Here is a 25,454-nt window from a genome sequence, read left to right on the forward strand (position 1 = left end):
TTTTTTTTTGTTTTTTGTGCAAACTAAGATTATAAGTAATTTTATAAATTATAACTAGTTGTACAAAACAAAAGGAGTTGAAACAATGAATGATAGTGTATTAGATGACAGCTTATTTAGACATGCATTTTTAGTTGCTTTAATTATAGGGATATTATGTAGAGGATTGGTACTAAGAGTTACAGATAGACAATACCCAAGTCGACCTCAAGATTACTTAGAGCAAATAATAATATCTGGGCTTTCTGCATCTCTTGGAGCAATAGCATTGCCAGCTCTTTTAGATAAAGAGTTTTCAGCATTAACATTTTTTGCAGTTGCAATACAACAGTTCCAAGGATTAGCTCAGCAAGAAAGAATTACATTAGAAAATATTGATAATGCAGAATTAGTTCCTAAGGGGTCTGCATATGTGGAAGAAATAGCTTCAACATATGAGGCAAGAAGCTATATAAGTTTATTCTCAGCTTTAGCAGCATCTGTGGTGTATATAACGCTTGCTAGAAGATTTAACCTAGGATTTTGGTACTGTACAGTATCATCATCTATTGTAGGTGCTATAGTAGGATTTATATTTAAAAGGTATTTAAGAAGAAATAGTATTGGTGATATAGCAGATGTAGTTCCTGCTAAAATACACTTTGAAGGACCTATTTTAAAAGTAAATGATATTGTAATAACTAATATAGGTTTAAAAGATACTAAAAAGAGATATTTAGAAAAGGGTTTAGCAATAGAAATAATTCCAAAGAGTATAGGTGATTTTGGTATAGTAAATGATTTAGGTCAAAGAGACGCCATAATACATAATATATTTATTCATATGGGCATAGATAAGGATGTAGATGAAAAAGATATTATAACAGCTTCAAGAACTGATTTGGATAAAATGACGGTTGTTTTACCGTATATACCTATAAAAAAGGATATAGATACTATGATAGCAGTAGTAAAAAGTGTTCCTATTATAGAAAGTGCTAAAGGAAAACAAAGTGCTTATAAGATGAAAACACAATAGTTAGATAAAGAGGTGGAAAAATGGATAGAGTATTTTTTACAGGACTTGCAATAGGTATGATATCTAGATTGATAATGTTAAATCTAGACCAAAAACAATACCCAGCACATCCAAATATATTATTATCTCAAATTGTACTTGCGTTTGTAGCATCTTCGTTAGGTGCATTATTAGTGCCAGCTTTAATAAACAGATCGTATACATCGATAACGTTTTTATCATTAGCAGCTGAGCAGTTTAGACAAGTAAGAGAAAGTAGAAGAAACACTCTCCAAAACTTAGAAGATGTTCAGCTAGTAAAAAGAGGAGAGGCATTTATAGAAGAAATAGCAAGAACCTATGAAGTAAGAAATTATATGTGTATTACAACGTCACTTATAACAGTAGGTGTATATTATATGATTGTGTCAGATCTCAAGATAGGAAAGACTCCTAGCTTAATAATAAGTGCAATCTTAGGTTTAGCTTTAGCTTTTATACTTAAAAAATTATTAACAAGACAAAGTATAGGGGATATTGCAGATGTTGTTGAATCCAAAATAAGCTTTGTAGATGGTTCGATAATGCAAATAGGAGACTTAAAAGGAATAACAAATATAGGTCTTAAAAGTGATAGAGAGAGATATTTAACTAAAGGTATAGGGTTAGAAATTATACCTAAAGATAAAAGCTATACTAATGCTGGAGTACTATATGACCCAGGACAAAGACAAGCTATAGTATATAATTTATACTCAAGATTAGGACTACTTAGAGAACACAATGAACCAGCATTTGTGCCACTTCCAAGACGTAATCCTAAAAATGAAAGTATAATGATAGCATATATACCGATTGAGAAAGATATAGAAAAAGCGATAGAAGCAGTTAAGTCATGCCCTATTTTATCAAGTGCAAAAGGAAAAAATTTATCACTTAAAAATTACACAATAGGTAAGAAAGGAAGTATGTAGTATGGGAATGAATATAGGATTAAATGAATATACACTAGCTATAATAACAACTAATAAAGAAATGAAAAACGGTGGTGGATGCCCGATATTTTACGCAGATAACGAAAAAGACTTACAACATAAAGCAATGCTTATGGCAAAATGTGTAAGTGGTATGGTCCATGATATGACTAATGGAACGTTAATTATAGTTAAACATTAATTTAAAATTCATTTTACTCATATCTCTAACGACTATATAAAATAGGTCGTTTCTTAAAAGGTACCTATAGGTACCTTTTAAATTATGGGGAATATTGACTATTTTTATCAAAACATGGTATTATAATATGATGTATTTACGAAAGAAAAGTGGTGATAATTTATGGAAGTAAATGTTAAAAAAGTAAATAATATAATAAGCAAAGTATATGAAGGTAGTATTGCAAATGAATTAGGTATTGAGGTTGGAGACTTATTAATCTCGGTAAATGATCAAGCAGTACACGACATAATAGAGTATAGATTTTTATTAAGTGATGAATACTTAGAAGTTGAAATAAAAAAAATCAATGGAGAAGTATATGTATACGAGATAGAAAAAGATTATGATGAAGATTTAGGAATAGAGTTTACAAACCCTATTATAGACCAAGCTAAAAGTTGTAGAAACAAATGTGTATTTTGTTTTATAGACCAACTTCCAAAAGGAATGAGAGAAACACTTTATTTTAAAGATGACGATTCAAGATTATCATTTTTACAAGGTAACTTTATAACTCTTACAAACATGAGTGAGGAAGATATAAATAATATTATAAAATATAGAATAAGTCCTATAAATATATCAGTTCATACAACAAATCCTGAGTTAAGACAAAAGATGATTAAGAATAAATTTGCAGGTAGACTATACAGTATAATGCAAAGATTAGCAGAAGCTCAGATACAAATGAACTGTCAAATAGTATTATGTCCTGGATATAATGATAAAGAAGAATTAGTTAGAACGGTATCGGATTTATCAAAATTATATCCATATGTAAATAGTGCAGCAGCAGTTCCGGTTGGAATAACTAAGCATAGAGAACATCTTCCAAACTTAGAAATATTTAATGAAAAAACAGCTGGAGGAACTATTGATTTAGTAAATGAACTACAAGATAAATATCTTAAAGAACTAGGAACAAGATTTATATTTTTATCAGATGAATTTTATATAATGGCTAACAAAAAATTATTAGAGTATGATGAGTATGAAGGATTTATCCAGTTTGAAAATGGCGTTGGTATGATAAGTAAGCTTGAAAGAGAAATACAAGACCAATTAAAAATATTAACACCAGATAAAATATCTAAGAAAAAGAAAGTATCAATAGCTACAGGACACTCTGCATATGAATTTATAAAAAGCATGGCTAATTCTATAATGGAAAAATGCAAAGACGTAGAGATAAATGTTTATAAAATAGTAAATAATTTCTTTGGAGAGACAATTACTGTTTCAGGACTTATAACTGCAACTGATATAATAGACCAGTTAAAAGATAAAGATTTAGGTGAGACTTTATATATTCCAAGAAGTATGCTTAAAGCAGATGAGGAAATATTCTTAGATAATATAACATTAGAAGAATTAATAAAAACTATGGAAATTGAAGTTATACCTTGCTTAAATGAAGGAAAAGACTTTGTAGATAAAATTTTAAAATAAGAAAGGAGAATATTATGAGCGATAATAGACCAGTAGTTGCAGTTGTTGGAAGACCTAATGTTGGTAAATCAACATTATTCAATAAATTAGCGGGAAAAAGAATATCTATAGTAGAAGATACTCCAGGAGTTACTAGAGATAGAATATTTACAGAAGTAGAGTGGTTAAATCATTACTTTACATTAATAGATACAGGAGGTATAGAGCCAGATAATGGAGATATAATATTATCTCATATGAGAAATCAAGCTATGCTTGCTATGGATATGGCTCATATTATACTTTTTGTTGTTGATGGAAAAGCAGGTTTAACAGCAGCAGATAGAGAAGTAGCACAAATTCTTAGAAAAACTAAGAAGCCAGTAATATTAGTTGTAAACAAAATAGACAGTCAAAGTCAATTTGATAATGTATATGATTTTTACGAATTAGGACTTGGTATGCCTTTTGCAATATCAAGTGCAAATAGTATGGGACTTGGAGACTTATTAGATGAAGTTGTTCAAAATTTCCCAGAAGGATTAAACACTGAATATGACGAAGATATAATTAGAGTAGCTATAACTGGTAAGCCTAATGCAGGTAAAAGTTCAATACTTAATAATATATTAGGTGAAGAAAGAGTTATAGTAAGTCCAATAGCAGGAACAACTAGAGATGCAGTAGATACTTATGTAGAAAAGAATGGACAAAAGTTCCTTTTAATAGATACAGCAGGACTTAGAAGAAAAAGTAAAATATATGAAACTGTAGAAAAATACAGTGTAATAAGATCAATGGCAGCAGTAGATAGAGCAGACGTTGTACTAATAGTAATAGATGCTGCAGAAGGATTTACAGAGCAAGATACAAAGGTTGCAGGTATAGCTCATGATGAAGGTAAAGCATGTGTATTTGTAATTAATAAATGGGATTTAATAGAAAAGGACAACCATACGTTAAACAACTACACTAAAGAAGTAAAAGAAAAATTCCCGTTCATGATGTATGCACCAGTAATATTTGTTTCAGCTAAAACTAACCAAAGAATGGGCAAAATATTAGAAACAGTTGAATACGTTGCAAGTGAACACGCTAAGAGAGTTTCAACTTCAGCTTTAAATGATGTAATAGGTGAAGCAGTAATGTTAAATCAACCACCATCAGACAAAGGTAAGAGATTAAAAATTTACTATGGATCTCAAACAGGAGTTAAACCACCTAAGTTTACATTATTTATAAATGATAAGAACTTAACTCACTTCTCATACCAAAGATATCTTGAAAATAAAATAAGAGAAAACTTTGGATTTGAAGGTACACCAGTACAATTTGAATACAGAGAAAAAAATAGAAAGTAATAGTTTTACCTAAGGGGGTCAATATGATTAGCTATATAATTATTATAATAATTGCATATCTTTTAGGAAATATATCTACTTCTTATATAGTTGCTAAAAGATTGACGGGGGTAGATATAAGAACTCAAGGGTCTGGAAATGCAGGCTCAACAAATGTACTTAGAACCCTTGGAAAAAAAGCCGGAGCAATGACTTTTATAGGAGATTTGCTAAAAGGTATGATAGCTGTATTTATAGCTGAAATAATAGCTAAATCAGCAGGATTAGATATAGCTACTGCTGGATATATAGCAGTTGTAGGTGTTGTATGTGGACACAACTGGCCAGCCTTCTTAGGATTTAGAGGCGGAAAAGGTGTTGCAACCTCATTAGGTGCTATGATAGCAGTCAATCCTATAATTGCATTATCTTGTTTTTTAGTATTTTTAGTAATTGTAGCTATTACTAAATATGTTTCGCTAGGGTCAGTTGTTGGAATAGCTATGTCTCCAATAATAATGATGTTTTTAAAAAATCAAAAAGGTATATTAGTAACCTTATTTTTAACCATATCTGTTATATATACTCATAGAGAAAATATCAAAAGATTACTAAAAGGAACTGAAAGAAAAATAGGACAAAAGAAAGAATAATTTTAGTATGGTTAGGTGGTGTTTAACATGGAAAAAATATGTGTATTAGGAGCCGGAAGTTGGGGTAGTGCCCTAGCTCTAGTACTAGCAAAAAAAGGCTACGAAGTAAGTATGTGGACTTTAAATGAAGAACAAGCCAACAAAATAAATAAAACTAGAGAAAATATAGATTATTTGCCAGGAGTATTATTTCCAAATAATATAACTGTAAGTACAAACTTAGAAGAAACTGTAAAGAATAGTAAAATTATAGTTTTAGCAGTTCCATCACAAGCTATAAGAAGTGTTTCATCTCAGATAAAGCCATTTGTGAATAAGGAACAAATACTTGTTGATGTTGCAAAAGGTTTAGAAAGAGGAACTGGACTTAGATTATCGGAGGTTTGTGAACAAGAACTACCTAACAATCCATATGTAACTTTATCTGGACCATCTCATGCAGAAGAGGTTGCTAAAGATATACCAACTACAGTAGTAGTTGCATCAGATAACTTAGAAGTAGCTCAAGTTGTTCAAGATATTTTTATGAGTCCTAAATTTAGAGTTTACACAAATCCTGATATAGTAGGAGTTGAACTTGGAGGAGCTTTAAAAAATATTATAGCATTTGGAGCAGGTGTATGTGATGGCCTAGGTCTTGGAGATAATGCAAAAGCTGCACTAATGACTAGAGGTATAAGAGAAATTAGTAGACTTGGAGCTGCAATGGGAGCTAATGTATCTACATTTGCAGGTCTTTCAGGTATAGGAGACTTAATAGTTACTTGTACAAGTATGCATAGTAGAAATAGAAGAGCTGGTATACTTATAGGACAAGGAAAGAGTTTAGATGAAACATTAAAAGAAGTAAAAATGGTAGTTGAAGGTATAACAGCTACAGAAGTAGCATATGAAGTTGCAAAAAAACTAAATATAGATATGCCTATAACAAATGCCATATATTCTGTGCTACATCAAGGTGCAAGTGCAAATGAAGTAGTAATAGAATTAATGATGAGAAATAAAACTCATGAAATGGAAGAAATAGTAAATGATAAGCTAGGATTTTAATCCTAGCTTTTTTTTATTTTTGTAATAATAATGACATCCCTAAAATATAATTTATTAAGAAACTATATGCAGGAGGGGAATTATATGAACAACATATATGAGGACATAGCGAAAAGAACACAAGGGGATATATATATAGGTGTAGTAGGGCCTGTAAGAACAGGAAAATCTACATTTATAAGAAAGTTCATGGAAAAATTAGTATTACCGAACATAGAAAATGAATTCAAAAAAGAAAGAACTCAAGATGAAATTCCACAAAGTGGATCAGGGAAAACAATAATGACTGTTGAACCTAAATTTGTTCCAGCTGATGGAGTAGAAATAAAAATTAGAGACAATGTTTCTATGAAAGTAAGAATGGTTGATTGTGTTGGGTACATAGTAGATGGTGCATTAGGCCACGAAGAAGAAGGAAAACAAAGATTAGTATCAACTCCATGGTCACAAGATGCTATGACATTTGAAAAAGCAGCTGAAATAGGAACTAAAAAAGTTATAAGAGACCACTCAACAATAGGTATAGTGGTTTTAACAGACGGTTCTGTTACAGGAATAGATAGAAGAAGTTATGTTTCAGCAGAAGAAAGAGTAATAGGTGAATTAAAATCTTTAAATAAGCCATTTGCAATAGTATTAAATACACTAGATCCATATAGTGAAGAAACTGAAGCTTTAAGAGCTGAATTAGAAGAAAAATATGATGCACCAATAGTACCACTAAATGTAGTAGCAATGGATGAAGATGATATAGAAGATGTTTTAGAAACAGTTTTATATGATTTCCCATTAAATGAAATAAGAATAAACTTACCACAATGGGTAGAAGGATTAGAAAATAATCACTGGATTAAAAACAATATAATATTTACATTAAAACAAAGTATAGCAGAAATAGGAAAAATAAGAGATATAGATAGTATCGTACAAGGATTTTCAGAATTAGAATTCTTAGAAGATACAGAAGTAGATAATGTAGAGCTTGGTGAAGGAGTTATAAGTATTGATTTAACTGCAAAACAAGGATTATTCTACAATGTATTAGAAGAGAAGAGTGGTTTCAAAATAGAAGGAGACCACCAGTTATTAAGTCTAGTTACTAAATTATCTAGAGTTAAAAATGAGTATGATAAAATAGAAAGTGCATTAGTAGATGCTAAGACTAAAGGATATGGTGTAGTAGCTCCATCTTTAGATGAACTTAGCTTAGAAGAACCTGAAATAATCAAACAAGGAAAACAATATGGAATAAAATTAAAAGCTAATGCTCCATCTCTTCATATAATAAAAGCAGACATATCAACAGAGGTATCTCCTATAGTAGGAAACCAAAATCAAGGAGAAGAAATGATTAAATATTTACTAGATGAATTTGAGCAAAATCCAAATGAAATATGGGCATCTAATATGTTTGGTAAGTCATTACATGATTTAGTAAAAGAACAATTACAAAGTAAGTTATATACTATGCCAGAAGAAATAAGAGTAAAAATACAAAGAACATTACAAAAAATTATTAATGAAGGCAGCAGTAATATAATTACTATATTATTATAATAAATAAAATATAAGGTCAAGTTTTATAAAATTAAAACTTGTCCTTTTTTTATTACATCGTTAGCGACACGAGCGAAGCGAATTTTAAGCAACGGATGTGATCGAGTGGATACAAGTATCACATCGTTGGCGACATGAGCGAAGCGAATTTTTGATGAATGTAATTAGTTAATGGAATATATTGAAAATATCATAATGTTTTAGTAGAAAATAATAAAAGTATGTATTGTTTTTATTGTAATGAGTAAAAGGGAATACAATATGATTTGAAGAAATAGTATAAATAATTTAACTGAAGTAGGGGATGGTACTATGAGAAAAATCAAATATTCTAATATATTAATATTGGGAGTTTTTATTTATATTATATTTCAAGTTTTATTATTAATTCTTGGTAAAACAACAACAACTTTTTTATTAGAAAGCGAAGACTTAGAAGCTAAGATAACAAAAAAAGGATTAATAATAAGAAATGAGTATTTAGTAAAAGCACCTGAAAGTGGAGAATTAAATTTATCAGCAAAAGAACATGAAAAAGTTAGAAAATCTCAAGAAATAGGAAGTATATACATAAATAATGATATTGAAGATTTGAATAAAGAGATAAATGCACTAAATAAAGAAATTGAAGAACTTGAAAATACTATAAAAAGTTCAAAGAATAAATCTAGTAAACTGAGCAATGAAATAACATTAAAAAATTTACAAACTAAAAAAGAACAAAAAAAAGTACTAAGTAATCAAAAAAATAAAAGTATGAAAAATATAAATAGCAATATATCCGGTATTTTATCTTATAAATTTGATGAAAATGAAGAAAAGTATAACTTAGAAAGTCTAAATAGTATAACTAAAGAAGATATAAAGTCAGCTAATAATAATATCCAAGAGATTAAGGAAAATGGAGAAAAAGTTAAAGAAGGAGATGCCGTAGCGAGAATAGTAGATAATAATAACATGTATATAGCCGTATATATAGATAAGAAGGAGTCAAAGTTATTTAAAATAAATCAAGATGTATCTATAGGTTTAAAAAATGAAAAAATGAACGCAAAAGTTGAAAAAATGTACAAAGATGAAGAAAACTTTGTAGTTATATTTAAAATAAGTGAGCAAAATGTAGGAATTTACGATACAAGAGTAGAAGAATTTGATATAATATATAAACAAATAGAAGGTTTGAAAATACCTAAAGAATCTATAAAAACAGTAGATGACAAGCAAGGTGTATATGTAGTTAATGAACAAACTCAAGATATTGAGTTTAAAGAACTAAAAGGCATAGAATATGAAAATGACGATTTTATATTTATAGATTATTATAAAAATGATATAAATGATATAAAAACTGTTAGTTTATATGATGAAATTATTTTAAAACCTAACAATATAAATAAAAATATTAAAATATTAAAATAAAGTAGGCGATAAAATGGAAACTATTAAAGAAAATTTAAATTATGTAAGAAATAATATTAAAGAGAGTGCAAATAAATCTAATAGAGATAGTGAAGAAATAACATTATTAGCAGTTACAAAAACAGTAGATGTAGATGCTGTATTAGAAGCTATAGACAATGGAGTAACTGATGTAGGTGAAAATAAACCTCAAGAGTTAGCTAGAAAATATGAGGTTATAGGAGATAAAGTTAATTGGCATTTAATAGGAAGTTTACAAACCAATAAAGTTAAGTACATAATAGATAAAGTACATATGATACATTCTTTAGATAGACAAGCTTTATGTGAAGAGATACAAAAACGTGCAGAGAAAATAGATAGGACTATTGACTGCTTAGTACAAGTTAATATATCAAAAGAAGAAAGTAAACATGGACTAGAAGAGAAAGATGTTATAGAATTTATAAAGGAAGTATCAACAAATTATAAAAATATAAGAATAAAAGGTCTTATGACTATGGCACCTTTTAGCGAAGATGAAAATGAAGTAAGAACTGTCTTTAAAGGTCTTAAAAATTTATCTTTAGAAATAGATAAATTAAATATACATAATGTTTTTATGGATTATCTATCTATGGGAATGAGCAATGATTACCAAGTAGCGATTGAAGAAGGTTCTAATATGGTTAGAGTAGGTACATCGATATTTGGAAAGAGAAACTATAATTAGTGATAGGAATAAATACTAAGGAGGATGTTAATAATGGGAGATGGAATGATATCTAAATTAAAGAATTGGTTTATGGAAGAAGACGAGTATGAATATGAAGAAGAAGAGTACGAAGAAGCCGTAGGAGAAAGCGATGCAATGGAAGAATTTAATTCTATAGGGAATTCTAAAGCTGCTAAAATTGTAAATTTACATGCTTCAAGTCATATGAAGGTTGTAATAGTAGAGCCTAAAAAATATGACGAAGTAACAACTATAGCTGATCACTTAAAACAAAAAAGAGCAGTTATAGTAAATTTAGAAAACTTAAATGATGCAGTAGCTCGTAAATCAATATTTGACTTTATGAATGGTGCAGTATATGTACTTGAAGGTACTATACAAAAAGTATCTAAGGCTATATTTATATTAGCTCCAAATAATGTAGATATAGATGCTAATTTAAAGAAAGAATTAGAAAGCAAGACACTTTTCCCTTGGCAAAATAATAAATAAAATAAATAATTAAAGGGGTTTTTAATATGGGTGTAATAGGAACAGCTCTGGGATATCTATTTGATATACTAATAGGTGTTATAGTTGTAAGAAGCTTATTGACTTGGTTTCCAGGAGGGTATCAAAGTCAATTATATGATCTGTTATCTCGTATAACAGATCCAATAGAGGATCCAATAAGAAATATAACTTATAAGTATATGAATGGACCAGTTGATTTCACTCCACTTATAGCTATATTAGTACTTACATTATTAAGAAATGTGCTAGTTCCTTTATTTTTTTAAAGGTGGTATAAATGGACAAATTAAAATTAACTAATCATATAAAAGACATTGATTTAAAAAATAAGATGTTTAAAGTTATAGACAAAGTAAACTCTACTTTGAAAAACTATGACATTAAACATACTGATTTTCTTAACCCTTATGAAGTGAAAAATGCAGTAGCTATACTAAATTCAAACAGCGATATAAAGTACACTGTTGATGGTGGATATGAAGCCTGTGAGAGAAGTACAATATTTATATACCCATTTTATATGGAATATGAAGATATAGAAAACAGTTTGAAATTTATACAAGTAGAAGGAAACTTTAAATTTAATAGTATATCTCATAAGGACTATTTAGGTGCTCTTATGAACCTAGGGATAAAAAGGGAAAAAGTAGGAGATATAATTATACATGATAACTTTTGCCAGGTAATAGTTAGTAGTGACATATGTGATTTTATAATTATGAATTTAAATAAAGTATCAAGAAATAATGTATCAGTATCTGAAATTTCAAGAAGTGAGATTATACCAAGTAAATTAAATTATAAAGACCTATCTTTTACTGTATCATCAGATAGATTAGATTGTATTATAAGTGGACTTTATAATATATCTAGGCAAGAAAGTTTAAAGTACATAAATGGTGAAAGAGTCCAAGTTAATTATGAAAAAGTAACTTCCCCATCTAAAGAAATTGATAATGATTCATTGATATCTGTTAGGGGCAAAGGAAGAGCAAAGATAGTTCAAGTGGGAGATATTACAAAAAAAGGCAGAATAAAAATTCAAGCTAAGCTAATAATATAGGAGGTAATATATGCTAACTCCAATTGAAATAGAAAACAAAGAGTTTAAAAAGGCTTTAAGAGGATATAAAGAGGAAGATGTAGATGAATTTTTAGATATAATAAAAGAAGACTATGAATTATTATATAGAGAAAATTCAGAACTTAAAGAGAAAGTAAGATTATATCAAGACCAAATAAATAAATATGAAAATATAGAGGAAACATTAAAAGCTACACTTATAACAGCTCAAACTGCAGCTGAAGATACTTGTAGTGCAGCAAACAAAAAAGCTAAAATAATAGTAGAAGAAGCTGATTTAAAATCAAGACAAATTGTAGAACAAGCTAATAATCGTGTTATAGAAATAAGAAAAGAGTATGATTATTTAACAAAAGAATTTAAAGTATTTAGAAATAAATTCAAATCTTTACTAGAAGATGAAATAAGAAGTATAGATGAAATATTTTATAATGTAGATAATCAGGAGCTTGTAGAATTTGAAACTAAAACTATGTATAATCTAGATTTAGATAAGGAAAAAGAAGTAGCTGCAACTTTAGATTAATGAATTTTCAAAAAAATATTGACTATTCTAAACACTTATTATAAAATTTCATAGTATAAACTTAAATATAATTTTAAAAGCAAAGATGGAGACAGTAGATTTTAGATAATTTCACAGAGAGTTGGTAATTGCTGAGAGCCAATAAATTTATAAAGTTGAAAATCACTCCTAAGCTGCAAGCTGAACAAAACAAGCAAAGATGAATTTTGAGCAACGGATACAACTGAAGCGGTAGCGAAGATGTATCGTTGGCGAAATGAGCAAAGCGAATTTTAATTAAGCTGAGCCGGTTAGTGCCGTTATACTATACTTTAGAGAGCTATATATTTTTATATAAAAATATATAGAATTAGGGTGGTAACGCGATTAATACTCGTCCCTTTTATTGGGGGCGAGTTTTTTAATACAAAAAATTAACAAACTAATGAAAAATAGTAGATTATGTTAATTAAAATAAATTTTGAAAGGGTGATATTATGGCAAAGTTTAAGCCTTTAGTAGACAGTTCTGTTAAACAAGCAGAAGCTGAAGTATCGAAGTACTGGAACGATATAAATATACTAGAAAAAACTTTAGAAAAAGGTGCAAATGATCCAAGTTTTGTATTCTTTGAAGGACCTCCAACAGCTAATGGAAATCCAGGTATACACCATGTTATAGCTAGAACTTTAAAAGACTCTGTATGTAGATACCAAACTATGAACGGATATCAAGTAAAAAGAAAAGCTGGATGGGATACTCATGGATTACCAGTTGAAATACAAGTAGAAAAAGAATTAGGTTTATCAGATAAGCAACAAATAGAAGCTTACGGTATAGATAAATTTAATGAAAAATGTAGAGCATCAGTTTTCTCTTTTGAAAAACAATGGAGAGATATGACTGAGAGAATGGCATATGAAATAGATTTAGATAATCCTTATATAACTTTAGATAATAACTATATAGAATCTGTATGGTGGATATTAAATAAGTTCAATAAAGAAGGATATATATACGAAGGACATAAAATACTTCCATACTGCCCAAGATGTGGAACAGGTCTTGCTTCACACGAAGTTGCTCAAGGGTATAAAGAAGTAAAAAATAATACTGTAATAGCTAAATTTAAAAGAAAAGATGCTGATGAATATTTCTTAGCATGGACAACTACTCCTTGGACATTACCATCAAACGTTGCTTTAACTGTAGGTCCAGAAGTTGACTACTTAAAAGTTAAGCAAAATGATGAAGTATACTATGTAGCTAAAGCATTAGCTAATAAAGTATTAGGTGAAGACTATGAAGTATTAGCTGAAATGAAAGGTAAGGATTTAGAGTATATACAATATGAACAATTAATGCCTTTCGTTGAAACTGATGAAAAAGCATTCTTCCTAACTTGTGGTGATTATGTTACAACTGAAGATGGTACAGGTATAGTTCATACTGCGCCAGCATTTGGTGAAGATGACTATAACTTAGGTAGAAAATATAATTTACCAGTATTACAACCAGTTGATGAAACAGGTAAGTATACAGCTACTCCTTGGGTTGGTAAATTCGTTATGGAAGAAGGCCTAGATGTTGAAATAATCAAATGGTTACACGCAGAAAATAAATTATACAGCAAAGAAAAGGTAGCTCATAACTATCCTCACTGTTGGAGATGTCAAACTCCACTTTTATACTATGCTAAGCCAAGCTGGTATATAGAAATGACAAAATTAAAAGATCAACTAATAGCAAACAATAAGACTGTTGAGTGGTATCCATCTTTCGTAGGTGAAGGTAGATTTGGTAACTGGTTAGAAAACTTAAATGACTGGGCAGTATCAAGAAGTAGATACTGGGGAACTCCTTTAAATATATGGAGATGTGAATGTGGACATAAAGATTCTGTAGGTTCAAGAGAAGAACTTGCTCAAAAAGCTATAGAAGATGTAAATCCAGAAACAGTAGAACTTCATAGACCATATGTTGATGATATACATTTAAAATGTGAATGTTGTGGTAAGCCAATGACAAGAGTAAGCGATGTTATTGACTGCTGGTTTGATAGTGGATCTATGCCATTTGCTCAACATCACTATCCATTTGAAAATAAAGAAAACTTTGAAGAATTATTCCCAGCAGACTTTATCTGTGAAGGTATAGATCAAACTAGAGGATGGTTCTATTCATTACTTGCTATATCTACATTTGTTATGGGGAAAGCTCCATACAAGAAAGTATTAGTTAATGACCTTGTACTAGATAAAGAAGGTAAGAAGATGAGTAAATCAAGAGGAAACACTGTAAATCCTTTTGAATTATTTGATCAACATGGAGCAGATGCCTTAAGATGGTACTTATTATATGTATCTCCACCATGGACACCAACAAGATTTGACGTAGATGGATTAAAAGAAGTTCAAAGTAAGTTCTTAGGAACTATAAAAAATGTATATAACTTCTTCACATTATATGCAAATATGGATGGTGTAAATCCAACTGAGTTCTTTGTAGATTACAAAGATAGACCAGAACTTGATAGATGGATATTATCAAAGTTTAACAACTTAAAGAAAGAAGTTGAAGAAAACTTAGAAATATTTGAATTAAATAAAACTGTAAGAACTATACAAGAGTTTATAAATGAAGATTTATCTAACTGGTATATAAGACGTTCAAGAAGAAGATTCTGGGCAACTGAATTAACAGAAGATAAGAAATCAGTTTATAATACTACTTTTGAAATATTAACAGAGCTTTGTAGATTAATAGCTCCATTTACTCCTCATATAGCAGAAGAGATATACAGAAACTTAACAGGAGAAACTTCAGTTCACTTAGCTTCTTATCCAAAGTGCAATAATGACTTATTAGATAATGAGTTAGAGGAAAAAATGGACTTAGTTAAAAACTTAGTTACTTTAGGTAGAGCATCAAGAGAAGCTACTAGAATAAAAGTACGTCAACCAATACAAAAAGTATTAGTAGATGGTAAGTTTGAAGATACTATAAGCGATGTAGTTGACTTAATAAAAGAAGAGCTTAACGTTAAAGAAGTAGTATTTGCTAAAGATTTAGGAGAATACATGAACTTTAGCTTAAAGCCAAACTTCAAAGTACTAGGACCGGTATTAGGTGCTAAGATGAAATTCTTTGCTGGTGCACTAAATAAATTAAATGCACAAGAAGTTGTACCTAAATTAGAAAACGGTGAAGCTTTAAATGTTGATATAGATGGAGAAAACTTTGAATTTAATAAAGAGCATGTATTAATAAACATAGCTGCTAAAGAAGGTTTCAATGTATCTATGGAAAATAACTTATTTGTTATATTAGATACTACTTTAAGTGAAGAGTTAATAAATGAAGGATATGCTAGAGAGTTCATATCTAAGATACAACAAATAAGAAAGTCATCTAACTTTGATGTACTAGATAATATAGATATAGAGTACTCTTGTGATGATGAAATAGCAAAAGCAGTTGAAAACTTTGAAGAATATATAAAATCTGAAACTTTAGCACTAAAAGTAACTAGAGTTGAAGATGAAAGTTTAGAAAAGCATAATTTAAATGACCATATGACTGGAATAAAAGTTATAAAGAAATAAGTATATTAATAGAAAAGCCCTTATAAATAATTTATAAGGGCTTTTTTTATTCAAAATAATAAAATTTTGTTAGAAATTAAATCATATTTTATAAAAAATTTATATAAAGATATTACATATATATATATATAAATTTTTATATATGAATTTATTTGCGTGAATAAATAACGATATTTCAATAAAAAGAAAATATAATATATTTAGAATTTTTAGAAATTAAAAAATACGGTAAAATTTTGAAAATACTTAAGATAAATAAAAAATAACAAAAAAATAGAAAAAATGAAAAAGTAAAAAATGAAAAATGCTTTAAAAAATAAAGTAAGGATGGGGTGATGCTATATAAAATAAAATAAATACAAGAAATTTTGTAAAAAAATTAGAACTTTCAGAAAAAACAAGAAAACGGTGTCGAAATGTGATAAAATTAACCTAGCAATAATTGTTTTAATTCAAAAAGATTTTAGGGAGGAATATTTGTATGGACGTAAGTGTAAAGCAAGAAAAGAAAAAGCAAGGCTTTATGGACAAGATAGAAAAACTTGGAAATAAACTGCCGCATCCAGTATTAATGTTTATATACATAGCGGCATTTGTGTTAGTATTATCAGCAGTACTTGGGATGGCAGGTGTAGTAGCTCATACACCATTAGGGGATTTCCCAATTAATAACTTATTAGGTCAAAAGCCGATAGAAGTTTTAAAAGTTGGAGCTACAGGAACAACAGTAGCGGAAACATACTCTAATGGTTTAGCATATGTTGTGGGGACAGCTATAAATAACTTCATGGATATGAAAGCAATAGGTGCAATACTTATAATAATGTTAGCAATAGGATTAATGGAGAACAGTGGTTACCTATCAATGGCAATGAAAAGTATAGTACAAGCAACTCCAATGAAGCTTGTTACGCCAGTTGTTATATTCTTAGGTATAATGTCTAACTTAGCTTCAGATGCAGGGTATGTTGTATTAATACCGCTTGCAGCATTAATGTATTATACATTAGGAAGAAACCCACTTGTAGGACTTGCAGCAGGATTTGCTGGGGTTTCTGGAGGATTTAGTGCAAACTTATTCGTAAGTTCAACAGACGCGCTACTTTTACCGTTTACTCAAGCAGCTGCTGAAACAGGAGATGCAATGGCACAAACTAATTTAGCAGGATCATTATCTGTTACAAGTAACTGGTTCTTTATGATGGGATCAACTTTCATAATAATTATACTTGGAACTATAGTTATAGATAAATTTGTAGAGCCTAGATTAGGTAAGTACAACAAAAAGGACGCGAACATAGAGCCAGATCATGCGGCTACTCAACAAGAAAAAGATGCATATAAATTTACTAATAAAATATTACTTTTAGTAATAGGATTAATAGTAATCGCAGCATTACCGATAGACAAAAGTAATACTATACCTTTAGTTGGTGATTTATCAACAACAGTACCATTAACTAGCATAGGTGAAGACGGTAAATTAGCAGCAACTGCTGTTACAACAGGATTCTTAGATTCTATATTCTTTAAAGGCGATATGATAATGATGTTAATGTTCGTTATATTCGCTGTTAGTGGATTAGTTTATGGATTTAAGTCAGGAAAATTTGCAAAGAGTGCAGATATAGTACCAGCAATGGTTAAGTCTATGGCTGATATGGCTCCAATAATAGTTATATTATTCTTTGTTGCACAATTTATAAACTACTTTAATGACTCTCACTTAGGAGTATTAGTTGCTTCATTAGGAGCTGATTTAGTTGGAATGATACCAAAAGACAGTAGATTTATGTCTATAGTATTAATGGTAGCATTCATATTCTTAACAGCATTTGTTAACTTATTTATGGGTGGAGCTTCATCTAAGTGGGGATTACTTGCACCAATATTTGTACCAATGTTAATGGTTGCAGGATTTACACCAGCAGGTGCACAGTTAATGTATAGAATAGGTGATTCATCAACAAATATAATATCTCCATTAATGAACTATCTTGGAGTTATAGTAATATTTGGACAAAAATACAAAAAAGATTTTGGTGTTGGGAACTTAATGACGATGATGATGCCAATAGCAATGGCATTCTTAATAGGATGGACATTATTTGCTATAGCTTGGGCATTAATAGGACTACCAATAGGACCAGGAGCATCATTCTTTATATAATGAATATTAAATAGACTGATAATATATCAGTCTATTTTTTTATAAAATTTTTTTTATAGATACTGTTTATAAAATATATAAAAAAAGTTTTTGTAAAATTTGGAAAAATAATGAAAACGTTATTAAGCTGTGCTAGAATTAACTTGGCAATTATTAATAAAATATAATTGAGGAGGTAATTTTACATGGATGTAAGTGCAAAGCAAGAGAAGAAAAGGAAGGGGTTTATGGACAAGATAGAGAGTCTTGGAAATAAACTTCCTCACCCGGTACTAATGTTTATATACATAGCGGCATTTGTACTAGTATTATCAGCAATACTTGGGACGGCAGGTGTAGTGGCTAAAACACCGTTAGGGGACTTCCCAATAAACAACTTGTTAGGTCAAGAACCAATTCAAGTTCTAAAAGTTGGAGCTACAGGAACTACAGTAGCGGAAACATACTCTAATGGTTTATCTTATATTGTAGGAACAGCTATAGCAAACTTTATGGATATGAAAGCAATAGGCGCAATACTTATAATAATGTTAGCAATAGGTTTAATGGAAAATAGCGGATATTTATCAATGGCAATGAAAAGTATAGTACATGCTACTCCAATGAAGCTTGTTACTCCAGTTGTTATATTCTTAGGAGTTATGTCTAACGTTGCTTCAGATGCAGGATATGTTGTATTAATACCACTTGCAGCACTAATGTATTATACATTAGGAAGACATCCATTAGCAGGTCTTGCAGCTGGATTTGCAGGGGTTTCAGGTGGATTTAGTGCAAACCTTTTTGTAAGTTCAACTGATGCATTATTATTACCATTTACTCAAGCAGCAGCTGAAACAGGAGATGCAATGGCATCTACTAATTTAGCAGGAACACTATCAGTTACGAGCAATTGGTTCTTCATGATGGCATCAACTGCAATAATAATGATACTAGGAACAATAGTTATAGATAAATTTGTTGAACCAAGATTAGGGTCTTTTAATAAAAAAGAAGCTAATGTAGAACCTGATCATGAAATAAGTCAAGTAGAAAAAGATGCATATAAATCTACTAACAAAATATTGCTTTTAGTAGTAGGACTTATAGTATTAGCAGCATTACCAATAGATAAAAATAATGTTATACCTGTAGTAGGGGATTTATCAACTACGGTACCATTAACTAGCATAGGTGAAGATGGTAAGTTAGCATTGACTTCAGTTACAACAGGATTTTTAGACTCTATATTCTTCAAAGGTGATATGATAATGATGTTAATGTTTGTTATATTTGCCGTAAGTGGATTAGTATATGGTTTTAAATCAGGTAAATTTAAAAAGAGTACTGATATAGTACCAGCAATGGTTAAAGCAATGGCTGATATGGCTCCAATAATAGTTATATTATTCTTTGTTGCACAATTTATAAACTACTTCAATGACTCTCATTTAGGAGTATGGGTTGCATCAATAGGAGCTGAATTAGTTTCTAAAATACCAGAAGGAAGTATGTTTATGTCTATGGTATTAATGGTAGCATTTATATTCTTAACAGCATTTATTAATCTATTTATGGGTGGAGCTACATCTAAATGGGGATTACTTGCACCAATATTTGTACCAATGCTAATGGTTGCAGGATTTAGTCCAGCAGGTATACAGTTAATGTATAGAATAGGTGATTCATCAACGAATATAATATCTCCATTAATGAGTTATCTTGGAGTTGTAGTAATATTTGGACAAAAATATAAAAAAGATTTTGGTGTTGGTAACTTAATGACTATGATGATGCCAATAGCGATGACATTCTTAGTAGGATGGACTATATTTGCAATAATTTGGGCGTTAATAGGACTTCCAGTAGGTCCAGGACAATCATTCTTTATATAGTATAAAAAATAGAGCTATCTCAAAACAGAGATAGCTCTATTTTTATAATTAAAGGTATTTAAATATATAATTATCAAAAATAAAATTTTATTTTAAATAAAATAAATATAATATAAAAAATAAAATTAAATGCATAAAAATGTTGATAAATACATAAAAATGTATAAGACTAAATTTTCTGAAAAAATTATTTTTTGTTTACATAAAATGTAAAAAAATGTATGATGAAATAGAAGAGGGGTACTGAAGTATCTATTTACATAAGGGGAGGATACATAATGTTAGGGAGAAATAATTTAAGATTTCATCATAATCCACATCTAAATGGATGCTGTGGAAATGGTGGAGATAACTGTTGTGGAAGTCATAATCATGACCATTCTCATGTTCACACTCACGAACACGGACATGACCACGATCATACAAATGGTGTAGGGCACGACCATAACCATGAAGATGGTTTTACAGGTACTCATAGTCATGACCATGAACATACCCATGAACACGGACATGACCATTCAAACAATCATGAGCACACTCATGAATAAAGATAGAAAGTAATATACAATTAAATAAATAAATTAAAACCATGAAGGTTTAAATTATAAGGTGTATTTTGTATGCCATTATATATAACTTCATGGTTTTTTTAATAAATATATAAATAAAAATAAAGTATTAGGGGAGATAAATATGATTAAGAGTAAAAGTTTAAAAAGATTTTTAGTAGTACTAGCTATAGCAGGATTAACTCTAAGTGCTGTTGGATGTTCATCTAATAAACCAGAAAGTAAATCACCAGAGACAAAGGTAGAATCAAGCAATTTTAAGCCTGTAGAATTTGTATACTCTGATGGAGCTAAAGATTACAATGTTAAAGTAAATACTCCACGTCAAAAGGCAGTTACATTATCTCAATTTATGACAGAAATGCTACTTGCTCTAGATTTAGGGGATAGAATGGTTGGAACAGCTCTTTTAGACAACCCAATACTTCCTGAATTTGAAGAAGCTTACAAAAAAATCCCAGAGCTTAAAATAGGAGAAGGACATTCTATATCAAAAGAAGCATTCATGGCAACAGGAGCAGATTTTGTTAGTGGATGGGATATGTCAATAAGTGAGCAAACAACAGGAGCACCAGATGAACTTATAAAAAATGATATAACACCATTTTTAGCTAAGTCATATTCGCCAGATGCAACAGTTGAAACAGTATATGAAGATTTTGATTTATTAGGAAAAATATTTGGTGTTGAAGATAAAGCTAAAGAAGTTGTAGATAAAATGAAAAACGATATAAAAAATGTAACTGATAAAGCTGGAAAGATTAAAGAAGAGGATAGACCTAAGGTTATGGTTTATGATTCAGGAGAAGATAAAGCTATGGCAGTAGGTGGTGGACTTGCAAATAACCTAATAGAACTTGCAGGAGGAAAAAATGTATTTGGAAAAGAAAATAAACCTTACATAAATGCGACTTGGGAAAGTGTAGTTGCAGAGAACCCTGAAGTTATAGTAGTTACTGATTACCTTGCAGGATCTCCAGTACAAGAAAAAATAGATTTCTTAAAAAAGCACCCAGCACTTAAAAATGTAGATGCTATAAAAAATAATAAAATATACGTTGTAGGATTAGCTGACTTATCTCCAGGAGTTAGAAATTCTAAAGTTATAGAAAAAATGCACGGATACTTCTATGGAGAAAATAAATAATGGATATTAGCGTTCAAAAAACAAGAAACCTTTCTAAAAAGAGGGGTTTCTTATTTTGGACTATAGCGCTTAGTATAGTTTTAGTAGTAACCATAATAGGTGCTATAGCTATAGGTAGTACATATATAGAACCTGGAGTAGTGTATAAAGTATTACTTAATAAGTTATCAAATGGAACGATGTTTGAGCCAACTTGGAATACAATGTTTGAAAATATAATATGGGAAATAAGACTACCAAGGGTAATACTTGGGGCTATCTGTGGAGCAGGTCTTGCTTTATGTGGAGTACTTATGCAATGTGTAACTAAAAACCCAATAGCAGAGCCATATATACTTGGTATATCATCAGGAGCATCTTGTGGTGCAGTAGCAGTTATAGTACTTGGAGGGATATCGACACTTGGGATAAGTAGTATAACTGGGGGAGCATTTATTGGGTCAATATTATCTGGAATATTAGTTTTCGCAATAGGTACACAAATGGGAAAAACTACATCAACAACAAGGTTAGTGCTTTCGGGTATGGCAATATCGACAATATTTTCTGCACTTACTAATCTACTTATATATTCAGCAAAAAATTCTAACCAAGCAAAAAATGCATTGTTTTGGACTATAGGTAGTTTAGGTGGAGCTAAATGGGATGTATTGTTAATTCCTTTTATAGCATTGGTTATAGTAGTAGTAATATCATTTATAATGTCAAAATCATTAGATGTATTACTTTTAGGAGATGATAGTGCAATAGTACTTGGTATAAATGTAAAATTCGTAAAATCAATTTTAATAATTTTAGCAACTTTATTAACATCAACGTTAGTTGCTATAACTGGTGCAATAGGATTTATAGGTCTTGTAGTTCCTCATGTATGTAGAACAATAGCTGGAAGTGACCACAAAAAACTTATAGTCCTTTCATCATTAGTAGGAGCGATATTTTTAATATTATCAGATTTAGCTGCAAGAGGGCTTTTCCCTCCAATAGAGATACCTATAGGTATAATAACTTCATTAGTTGGCGGACCATTCTTCTTATACCTTATATCTAAGAAAAACTATTCATTTGGAGGAAAAGACTAATGATTAAATTGCAAATTAAAAATTTAGGATTTAATATAGATAAAAATGAAATCTTAAAGAATATATCTTTTGATATAGAAAAAGGATCATTTGTTGGAGTTATAGGTCCTAATGGTTCGGGTAAATCTACTTTACTTAAAAATATATATAGATTATATAAGCCATCTAGTGGGGAAATGTTTTTAGATAATAAAGATTTATCTAAGATGAAGGACAAAGAGTGTGCAAGAGAAATTGCTGTTTTGGCACAAGAGAGTAACTCACAATTTGATTTTACTGTTGAACAAATAGTAAAAATGGGACGTTATCCATATAAATCTACTTTTGAAGATTACTCAAAAAGTGATTTGCAAATGGTTAAGGAAATGTTAGAAAAAGTAGGATTAGATAACTATGGTGATAGAAGTTTTTCAAATTTATCAGGGGGAGAAAAACAAAGGACGTTAATTGCCAGAGCTTTAGTTCAAAATACTGATTTTTTAATATTAGATGAACCAACGAATCATTTAGATATAGGATATCAAATACAGCTTATGGATTTAGTTAAAAGTTTAAATATAACTACATTGTCAGCTATTCATGATATGAACATAGCATCTATGTATTGTGACTATCTAATACTTATAAATAAAGGTAAAATAATAAAATTCGGAACAGTAGAAGAAGTAATAACATCAGAAATGTTAAAAGAAGTATTTGGAGTAAATGCTTATGTAGGAGTTAATCCAATAAACAATAGGCTACAAGTTTCATTTATGCATAGCCATGAACATGTAAATGGAGTAGGCCATGATCATATTCATGAAGATGGATTTAATGGAGTTCATTCACATCACCATCAACATGTATATTAAAAAAGAGATGCTTAGCATCTCTTTTTTATTTAGCACCAATGATTTACTAAAAATGTTGCAATTTCTTCAAATGGAATCTTTTCTGTTTTTAATAAACTTTGAACAACTAGTCCGTCAACTATAGATACTAATAAGAAAGATAGTGATTCAGCAGACTCATTATTACCATTTAATGTTCTTTCAATCTCAGTTTTTAGAGTAGCTCTCCAATTTATATAGTTTAATTTAATTCTATCTTTTAAAGGGTCATTACCAGTAATTGCTTCACAAAGAAGGTACATATGCACTCTACCAGTACCTTCTATAGTAGATATCTTTTCTAGTATAGATTTTATTATTTCATCTTTAGAATTATCAGCTTGTACATTTTGAACACAGTCTAAAACAGCCTTAGTTATTATTTTTAAGTGCACATCAGCAATATCACATATTAAATCATCTTTAGAAGCATAGTGATAGTATAATGTACCTTTACTTATTCCAACATGTTTTGCAATATCAGCTAAACTCGTCTTTTTTATTCCGTTTTGGGTAATTAACTCAGTTGCCGATATCAAAATTGTTTGTTTCATATTATTATTTGATTTCATAAATTTAACCTTTCTACATTTAATGGATAAATGGTATAAGTCAATAATATTATAAACTTGCAAAATACTATTGTCAACACGCCAACACATTGAAAAAACTTAGATAGAAAGTATTTATTGACTTTTAATACCTATAAGTATAAAATAATAATTAATAATCGGTCGTTCGACCGACTGAGAAGATTGGATATGAAATTATATAAAAGAGAGGTTATAATTAATATGAATAAAATAAAGTTAGTAACAGATAGTTCATGTGATTTACCAAAAGAGATAATAGACAAATATAATATAGATTTGATTGGATTAAATGTTTTATTTGGAGAAGATAGCTTCGTTGGTGGAATTGATATAGATAATGAAACTTTCTATAAAAAAATGAATGAACAAAAAGAATTGCCTAAAACATCTTGCCCATCACCAGATAGATTTATTAAGTCTTATGAATGTGAGGAAGAGAGTGTATTAGTTTTAACTTTAACATCTAAATTATCAGCAACTTATTCCACAGCAGTACTTGCAAAGGATATGTTTATGAAAGAAAACGGAAATAAGAAAATAGAAGTTATAGATACTGCAAGTGGATCAGTAGGAGCGGGATTATTAGTTATAAAAGCTGCTGAGCTAATAGAAGAAGGAAAAAATATAGATGAGATAGTTGAAGAAATAGAAAAGTGTAAAGAAGAAGTAGTATTTTATGGAGCTTTAGAAACTCTAGAAAATGCAATAAAGGGCGGAAGAATAAGTGCAATAAAAGGCGGTATTATAAATGCATTAAACTTTAAAGTTATAATTCATATAACAGAAGGTGTTGTTAAGCCTATAGACAAAGCTAGAGGAGAAGTAAGAACATTAAAGAAGGTTTTAGAATATGTTGATGTAAATGCAACAAACTGCGAAAGAAAAAGACTTTCAATAGGTCATGCAAACTGTCTAGATAAGGCATTAAAGGTAAAAGAATTAATACAAGAAAATCATAAATTTAAAGATATAGTTATAAGCGAAGTTGGATCAGTTATGGGAACTTATACAGCACAAGGAGCAATATTAGTAAGTATATTATAATTAAATAAATATAAAAAAA

General features: G+C 29.6%; 23 protein-coding genes and 1 other annotated feature. Of the genes, 22 read left to right on the forward strand and 1 reads right to left on the reverse strand.

The window, feature by feature from the left end:
- Positions 1–85: 85 nt before the first annotated feature.
- The 21 genes from BN899_RS00870 (at position 86) to BN899_RS00970 (ending at position 23,780) form a co-directional block, all read left to right on the forward strand.
- On the forward strand, positions 86–1,018 hold the full coding sequence (locus BN899_RS00870; RefSeq protein WP_042271599.1) for a YIEGIA family protein: 933 nt from the start codon (positions 86–88) through the stop codon (positions 1,016–1,018).
- 20 nt (positions 1,019–1,038) lie between these two features.
- Positions 1,039–1,971: a YIEGIA family protein gene (locus BN899_RS00875; RefSeq protein ID WP_042271602.1), complete on the forward strand. Its 933-nt coding sequence runs from the start codon at positions 1,039–1,041 to the stop codon at positions 1,969–1,971.
- 1 nt (position 1,972) lies between these two features.
- Complete coding sequence (locus tag BN899_RS00880) at positions 1,973–2,173, forward strand: capping complex subunit for YIEGIA (RefSeq protein WP_042271605.1); 201 nt, start codon at positions 1,973–1,975, stop codon at positions 2,171–2,173.
- A gap of 162 nt (positions 2,174–2,335) precedes the next feature.
- Positions 2,336–3,664, forward strand: a complete 1,329-nt coding sequence (locus tag BN899_RS00885; RefSeq protein ID WP_042271608.1) for a radical SAM protein — start codon at positions 2,336–2,338, stop codon at positions 3,662–3,664.
- A gap of 14 nt (positions 3,665–3,678) precedes the next feature.
- Positions 3,679–5,004: a ribosome biogenesis GTPase Der gene (der, locus tag BN899_RS00890; protein WP_042271611.1), complete on the forward strand. Its 1,326-nt coding sequence runs from the start codon at positions 3,679–3,681 to the stop codon at positions 5,002–5,004.
- Between the two features lie 23 nt (positions 5,005–5,027).
- The gene (gene plsY, locus BN899_RS00895) at positions 5,028–5,636 is read left to right on the forward strand and encodes a glycerol-3-phosphate 1-O-acyltransferase PlsY (RefSeq protein WP_042271614.1); all 609 of its coding nucleotides are present in this window, start codon (positions 5,028–5,030) and stop codon (positions 5,634–5,636) included.
- Between the two features lie 27 nt (positions 5,637–5,663).
- Positions 5,664–6,686 (forward strand): NAD(P)H-dependent glycerol-3-phosphate dehydrogenase, encoded by a 1,023-nt coding sequence (locus BN899_RS00900; protein WP_042271617.1) that lies wholly within the window; start codon positions 5,664–5,666, stop codon positions 6,684–6,686.
- Between the two features lie 84 nt (positions 6,687–6,770).
- Positions 6,771–8,243, forward strand: a complete 1,473-nt coding sequence (gene spoIVA, locus BN899_RS00905; RefSeq protein ID WP_042271621.1) for a stage IV sporulation protein A — start codon at positions 6,771–6,773, stop codon at positions 8,241–8,243.
- A 312-nt stretch (positions 8,244–8,555) separates the two neighbouring features.
- Positions 8,556–9,662 carry an HlyD family efflux transporter periplasmic adaptor subunit gene (locus BN899_RS00910; RefSeq protein ID WP_052356480.1) on the forward strand — a complete coding sequence of 369 codons (1,107 nt, stop codon included), beginning with the start codon at positions 8,556–8,558 and terminating at the stop codon, positions 9,660–9,662.
- A 13-nt stretch (positions 9,663–9,675) separates the two neighbouring features.
- Positions 9,676–10,374, forward strand: a complete 699-nt coding sequence (locus tag BN899_RS00915; protein WP_042271623.1) for a YggS family pyridoxal phosphate-dependent enzyme — start codon at positions 9,676–9,678, stop codon at positions 10,372–10,374.
- A gap of 33 nt (positions 10,375–10,407) precedes the next feature.
- Positions 10,408–10,869, forward strand: coding sequence for a cell division protein SepF (locus BN899_RS00920; protein WP_147568462.1), 462 nt, complete (start codon positions 10,408–10,410; stop codon positions 10,867–10,869).
- Positions 10,870–10,895: 26 nt separating this feature from the next.
- Entirely contained in the window at positions 10,896–11,156 is a 261-nt protein-coding gene (locus tag BN899_RS00925) for a YggT family protein (RefSeq protein ID WP_042271630.1), read from the forward strand.
- A gap of 11 nt (positions 11,157–11,167) precedes the next feature.
- Positions 11,168–11,953 (forward strand): YlmH family RNA-binding protein, encoded by a 786-nt coding sequence (locus BN899_RS00930; RefSeq protein ID WP_042271633.1) that lies wholly within the window; start codon positions 11,168–11,170, stop codon positions 11,951–11,953.
- Positions 11,954–11,963: 10 nt separating this feature from the next.
- Positions 11,964–12,500: a DivIVA domain-containing protein gene (locus BN899_RS00935; protein ID WP_042271635.1), complete on the forward strand. Its 537-nt coding sequence runs from the start codon at positions 11,964–11,966 to the stop codon at positions 12,498–12,500.
- Between the two features lie 73 nt (positions 12,501–12,573).
- Positions 12,574–12,884 (forward strand) — a binding site (T-box leader).
- Between the two features lie 92 nt (positions 12,885–12,976).
- Positions 12,977–16,084: an isoleucine--tRNA ligase gene (gene ileS, locus BN899_RS00940; RefSeq protein ID WP_042271638.1), complete on the forward strand. Its 3,108-nt coding sequence runs from the start codon at positions 12,977–12,979 to the stop codon at positions 16,082–16,084.
- A 481-nt stretch (positions 16,085–16,565) separates the two neighbouring features.
- The gene (locus BN899_RS00945) at positions 16,566–18,254 is read left to right on the forward strand and encodes an AbgT family transporter (protein WP_042271641.1); all 1,689 of its coding nucleotides are present in this window, start codon (positions 16,566–16,568) and stop codon (positions 18,252–18,254) included.
- Between the two features lie 185 nt (positions 18,255–18,439).
- On the forward strand, positions 18,440–20,128 hold the full coding sequence (locus BN899_RS00950) for an AbgT family transporter (protein WP_042271644.1): 1,689 nt from the start codon (positions 18,440–18,442) through the stop codon (positions 20,126–20,128).
- A gap of 278 nt (positions 20,129–20,406) precedes the next feature.
- Complete coding sequence (locus BN899_RS00955; RefSeq protein WP_147568463.1) at positions 20,407–20,676, forward strand: hypothetical protein; 270 nt, start codon at positions 20,407–20,409, stop codon at positions 20,674–20,676.
- A gap of 145 nt (positions 20,677–20,821) precedes the next feature.
- Positions 20,822–21,844, forward strand: a complete 1,023-nt coding sequence (locus BN899_RS00960) for an ABC transporter substrate-binding protein (RefSeq protein WP_042271650.1) — start codon at positions 20,822–20,824, stop codon at positions 21,842–21,844.
- Complete coding sequence (locus BN899_RS00965; RefSeq protein ID WP_042271653.1) at positions 21,844–22,926, forward strand: FecCD family ABC transporter permease; 1,083 nt, start codon at positions 21,844–21,846, stop codon at positions 22,924–22,926. The genes BN899_RS00960 and BN899_RS00965 overlap by 1 nt, the downstream gene beginning before the upstream one ends.
- Entirely contained in the window at positions 22,926–23,780 is an 855-nt protein-coding gene (locus BN899_RS00970) for an ABC transporter ATP-binding protein (protein ID WP_042271655.1), read from the forward strand. The genes BN899_RS00965 and BN899_RS00970 overlap by 1 nt, the downstream gene beginning before the upstream one ends.
- Positions 23,781–23,809: 29 nt before the next feature.
- On the opposite strand, the gene BN899_RS00975 is transcribed toward BN899_RS00970, so the two are convergent.
- The gene (locus BN899_RS00975) at positions 23,810–24,370 is read right to left on the reverse strand and encodes a TetR/AcrR family transcriptional regulator (RefSeq protein WP_042271658.1); all 561 of its coding nucleotides are present in this window, start codon (positions 24,368–24,370) and stop codon (positions 23,810–23,812) included.
- 222 nt (positions 24,371–24,592) lie between these two features.
- Between BN899_RS00975 and BN899_RS00980 the strand changes: the two genes are divergently transcribed.
- Positions 24,593–25,435 carry a DegV family protein gene (locus BN899_RS00980; protein ID WP_042271665.1) on the forward strand — a complete coding sequence of 281 codons (843 nt, stop codon included), beginning with the start codon at positions 24,593–24,595 and terminating at the stop codon, positions 25,433–25,435.
- Positions 25,436–25,454: the final 19 nt, after the last annotated feature.

It is taken from the genome of Faecalimicrobium dakarense (assembly GCF_000499525.1).
Taxonomy (GTDB): domain Bacteria; phylum Bacillota; class Clostridia; order Peptostreptococcales; family Peptostreptococcaceae; genus Faecalimicrobium; species Faecalimicrobium dakarense.

What these genes read in the sequence shown, in the direction of transcription:
- BN899_RS00880 (WP_042271605.1), top strand. Translation starts at nt 1,973, where the DNA reads ATGGGAATGAATATAGGATTAAATGAATATACACTAGCTATAATAACA.
- BN899_RS00910 (WP_052356480.1), top strand. Translation starts at nt 8,556, where the DNA reads ATGAGAAAAATCAAATATTCTAATATATTAATATTGGGAGTTTTTATT.
- BN899_RS00925 (WP_042271630.1), top strand. Translation starts at nt 10,896, where the DNA reads ATGGGTGTAATAGGAACAGCTCTGGGATATCTATTTGATATACTAATA.
- BN899_RS00950 (WP_042271644.1), top strand. Translation starts at nt 18,440, where the DNA reads ATGGATGTAAGTGCAAAGCAAGAGAAGAAAAGGAAGGGGTTTATGGAC.
- BN899_RS00885 (WP_042271608.1), top strand. Translation starts at nt 2,336, where the DNA reads ATGGAAGTAAATGTTAAAAAAGTAAATAATATAATAAGCAAAGTATAT.
- BN899_RS00900 (WP_042271617.1), top strand. Translation starts at nt 5,664, where the DNA reads ATGGAAAAAATATGTGTATTAGGAGCCGGAAGTTGGGGTAGTGCCCTA.
- BN899_RS00920 (WP_147568462.1), top strand. Translation starts at nt 10,408, where the DNA reads ATGGGAGATGGAATGATATCTAAATTAAAGAATTGGTTTATGGAAGAA.
- spoIVA (WP_042271621.1), top strand. Translation starts at nt 6,771, where the DNA reads ATGAACAACATATATGAGGACATAGCGAAAAGAACACAAGGGGATATA.
- BN899_RS00930 (WP_042271633.1), top strand. Translation starts at nt 11,168, where the DNA reads ATGGACAAATTAAAATTAACTAATCATATAAAAGACATTGATTTAAAA.
- BN899_RS00935 (WP_042271635.1), top strand. Translation starts at nt 11,964, where the DNA reads ATGCTAACTCCAATTGAAATAGAAAACAAAGAGTTTAAAAAGGCTTTA.
- BN899_RS00975 (WP_042271658.1), bottom strand. Translation starts at nt 24,370, where the DNA reads ATGAAATCAAATAATAATATGAAACAAACAATTTTGATATCGGCAACT.
- BN899_RS00970 (WP_042271655.1), top strand. Translation starts at nt 22,926, where the DNA reads ATGATTAAATTGCAAATTAAAAATTTAGGATTTAATATAGATAAAAAT.
- BN899_RS00870 (WP_042271599.1), top strand. Translation starts at nt 86, where the DNA reads ATGAATGATAGTGTATTAGATGACAGCTTATTTAGACATGCATTTTTA.
- ileS (WP_042271638.1), top strand. Translation starts at nt 12,977, where the DNA reads ATGGCAAAGTTTAAGCCTTTAGTAGACAGTTCTGTTAAACAAGCAGAA.
- BN899_RS00965 (WP_042271653.1), top strand. Translation starts at nt 21,844, where the DNA reads ATGGATATTAGCGTTCAAAAAACAAGAAACCTTTCTAAAAAGAGGGGT.
- BN899_RS00915 (WP_042271623.1), top strand. Translation starts at nt 9,676, where the DNA reads ATGGAAACTATTAAAGAAAATTTAAATTATGTAAGAAATAATATTAAA.
- der (WP_042271611.1), top strand. Translation starts at nt 3,679, where the DNA reads ATGAGCGATAATAGACCAGTAGTTGCAGTTGTTGGAAGACCTAATGTT.
- plsY (WP_042271614.1), top strand. Translation starts at nt 5,028, where the DNA reads ATGATTAGCTATATAATTATTATAATAATTGCATATCTTTTAGGAAAT.
- BN899_RS00955 (WP_147568463.1), top strand. Translation starts at nt 20,407, where the DNA reads ATGTTAGGGAGAAATAATTTAAGATTTCATCATAATCCACATCTAAAT.
- BN899_RS00945 (WP_042271641.1), top strand. Translation starts at nt 16,566, where the DNA reads ATGGACGTAAGTGTAAAGCAAGAAAAGAAAAAGCAAGGCTTTATGGAC.
- BN899_RS00875 (WP_042271602.1), top strand. Translation starts at nt 1,039, where the DNA reads ATGGATAGAGTATTTTTTACAGGACTTGCAATAGGTATGATATCTAGA.
- BN899_RS00980 (WP_042271665.1), top strand. Translation starts at nt 24,593, where the DNA reads ATGAATAAAATAAAGTTAGTAACAGATAGTTCATGTGATTTACCAAAA.
- BN899_RS00960 (WP_042271650.1), top strand. Translation starts at nt 20,822, where the DNA reads ATGATTAAGAGTAAAAGTTTAAAAAGATTTTTAGTAGTACTAGCTATA.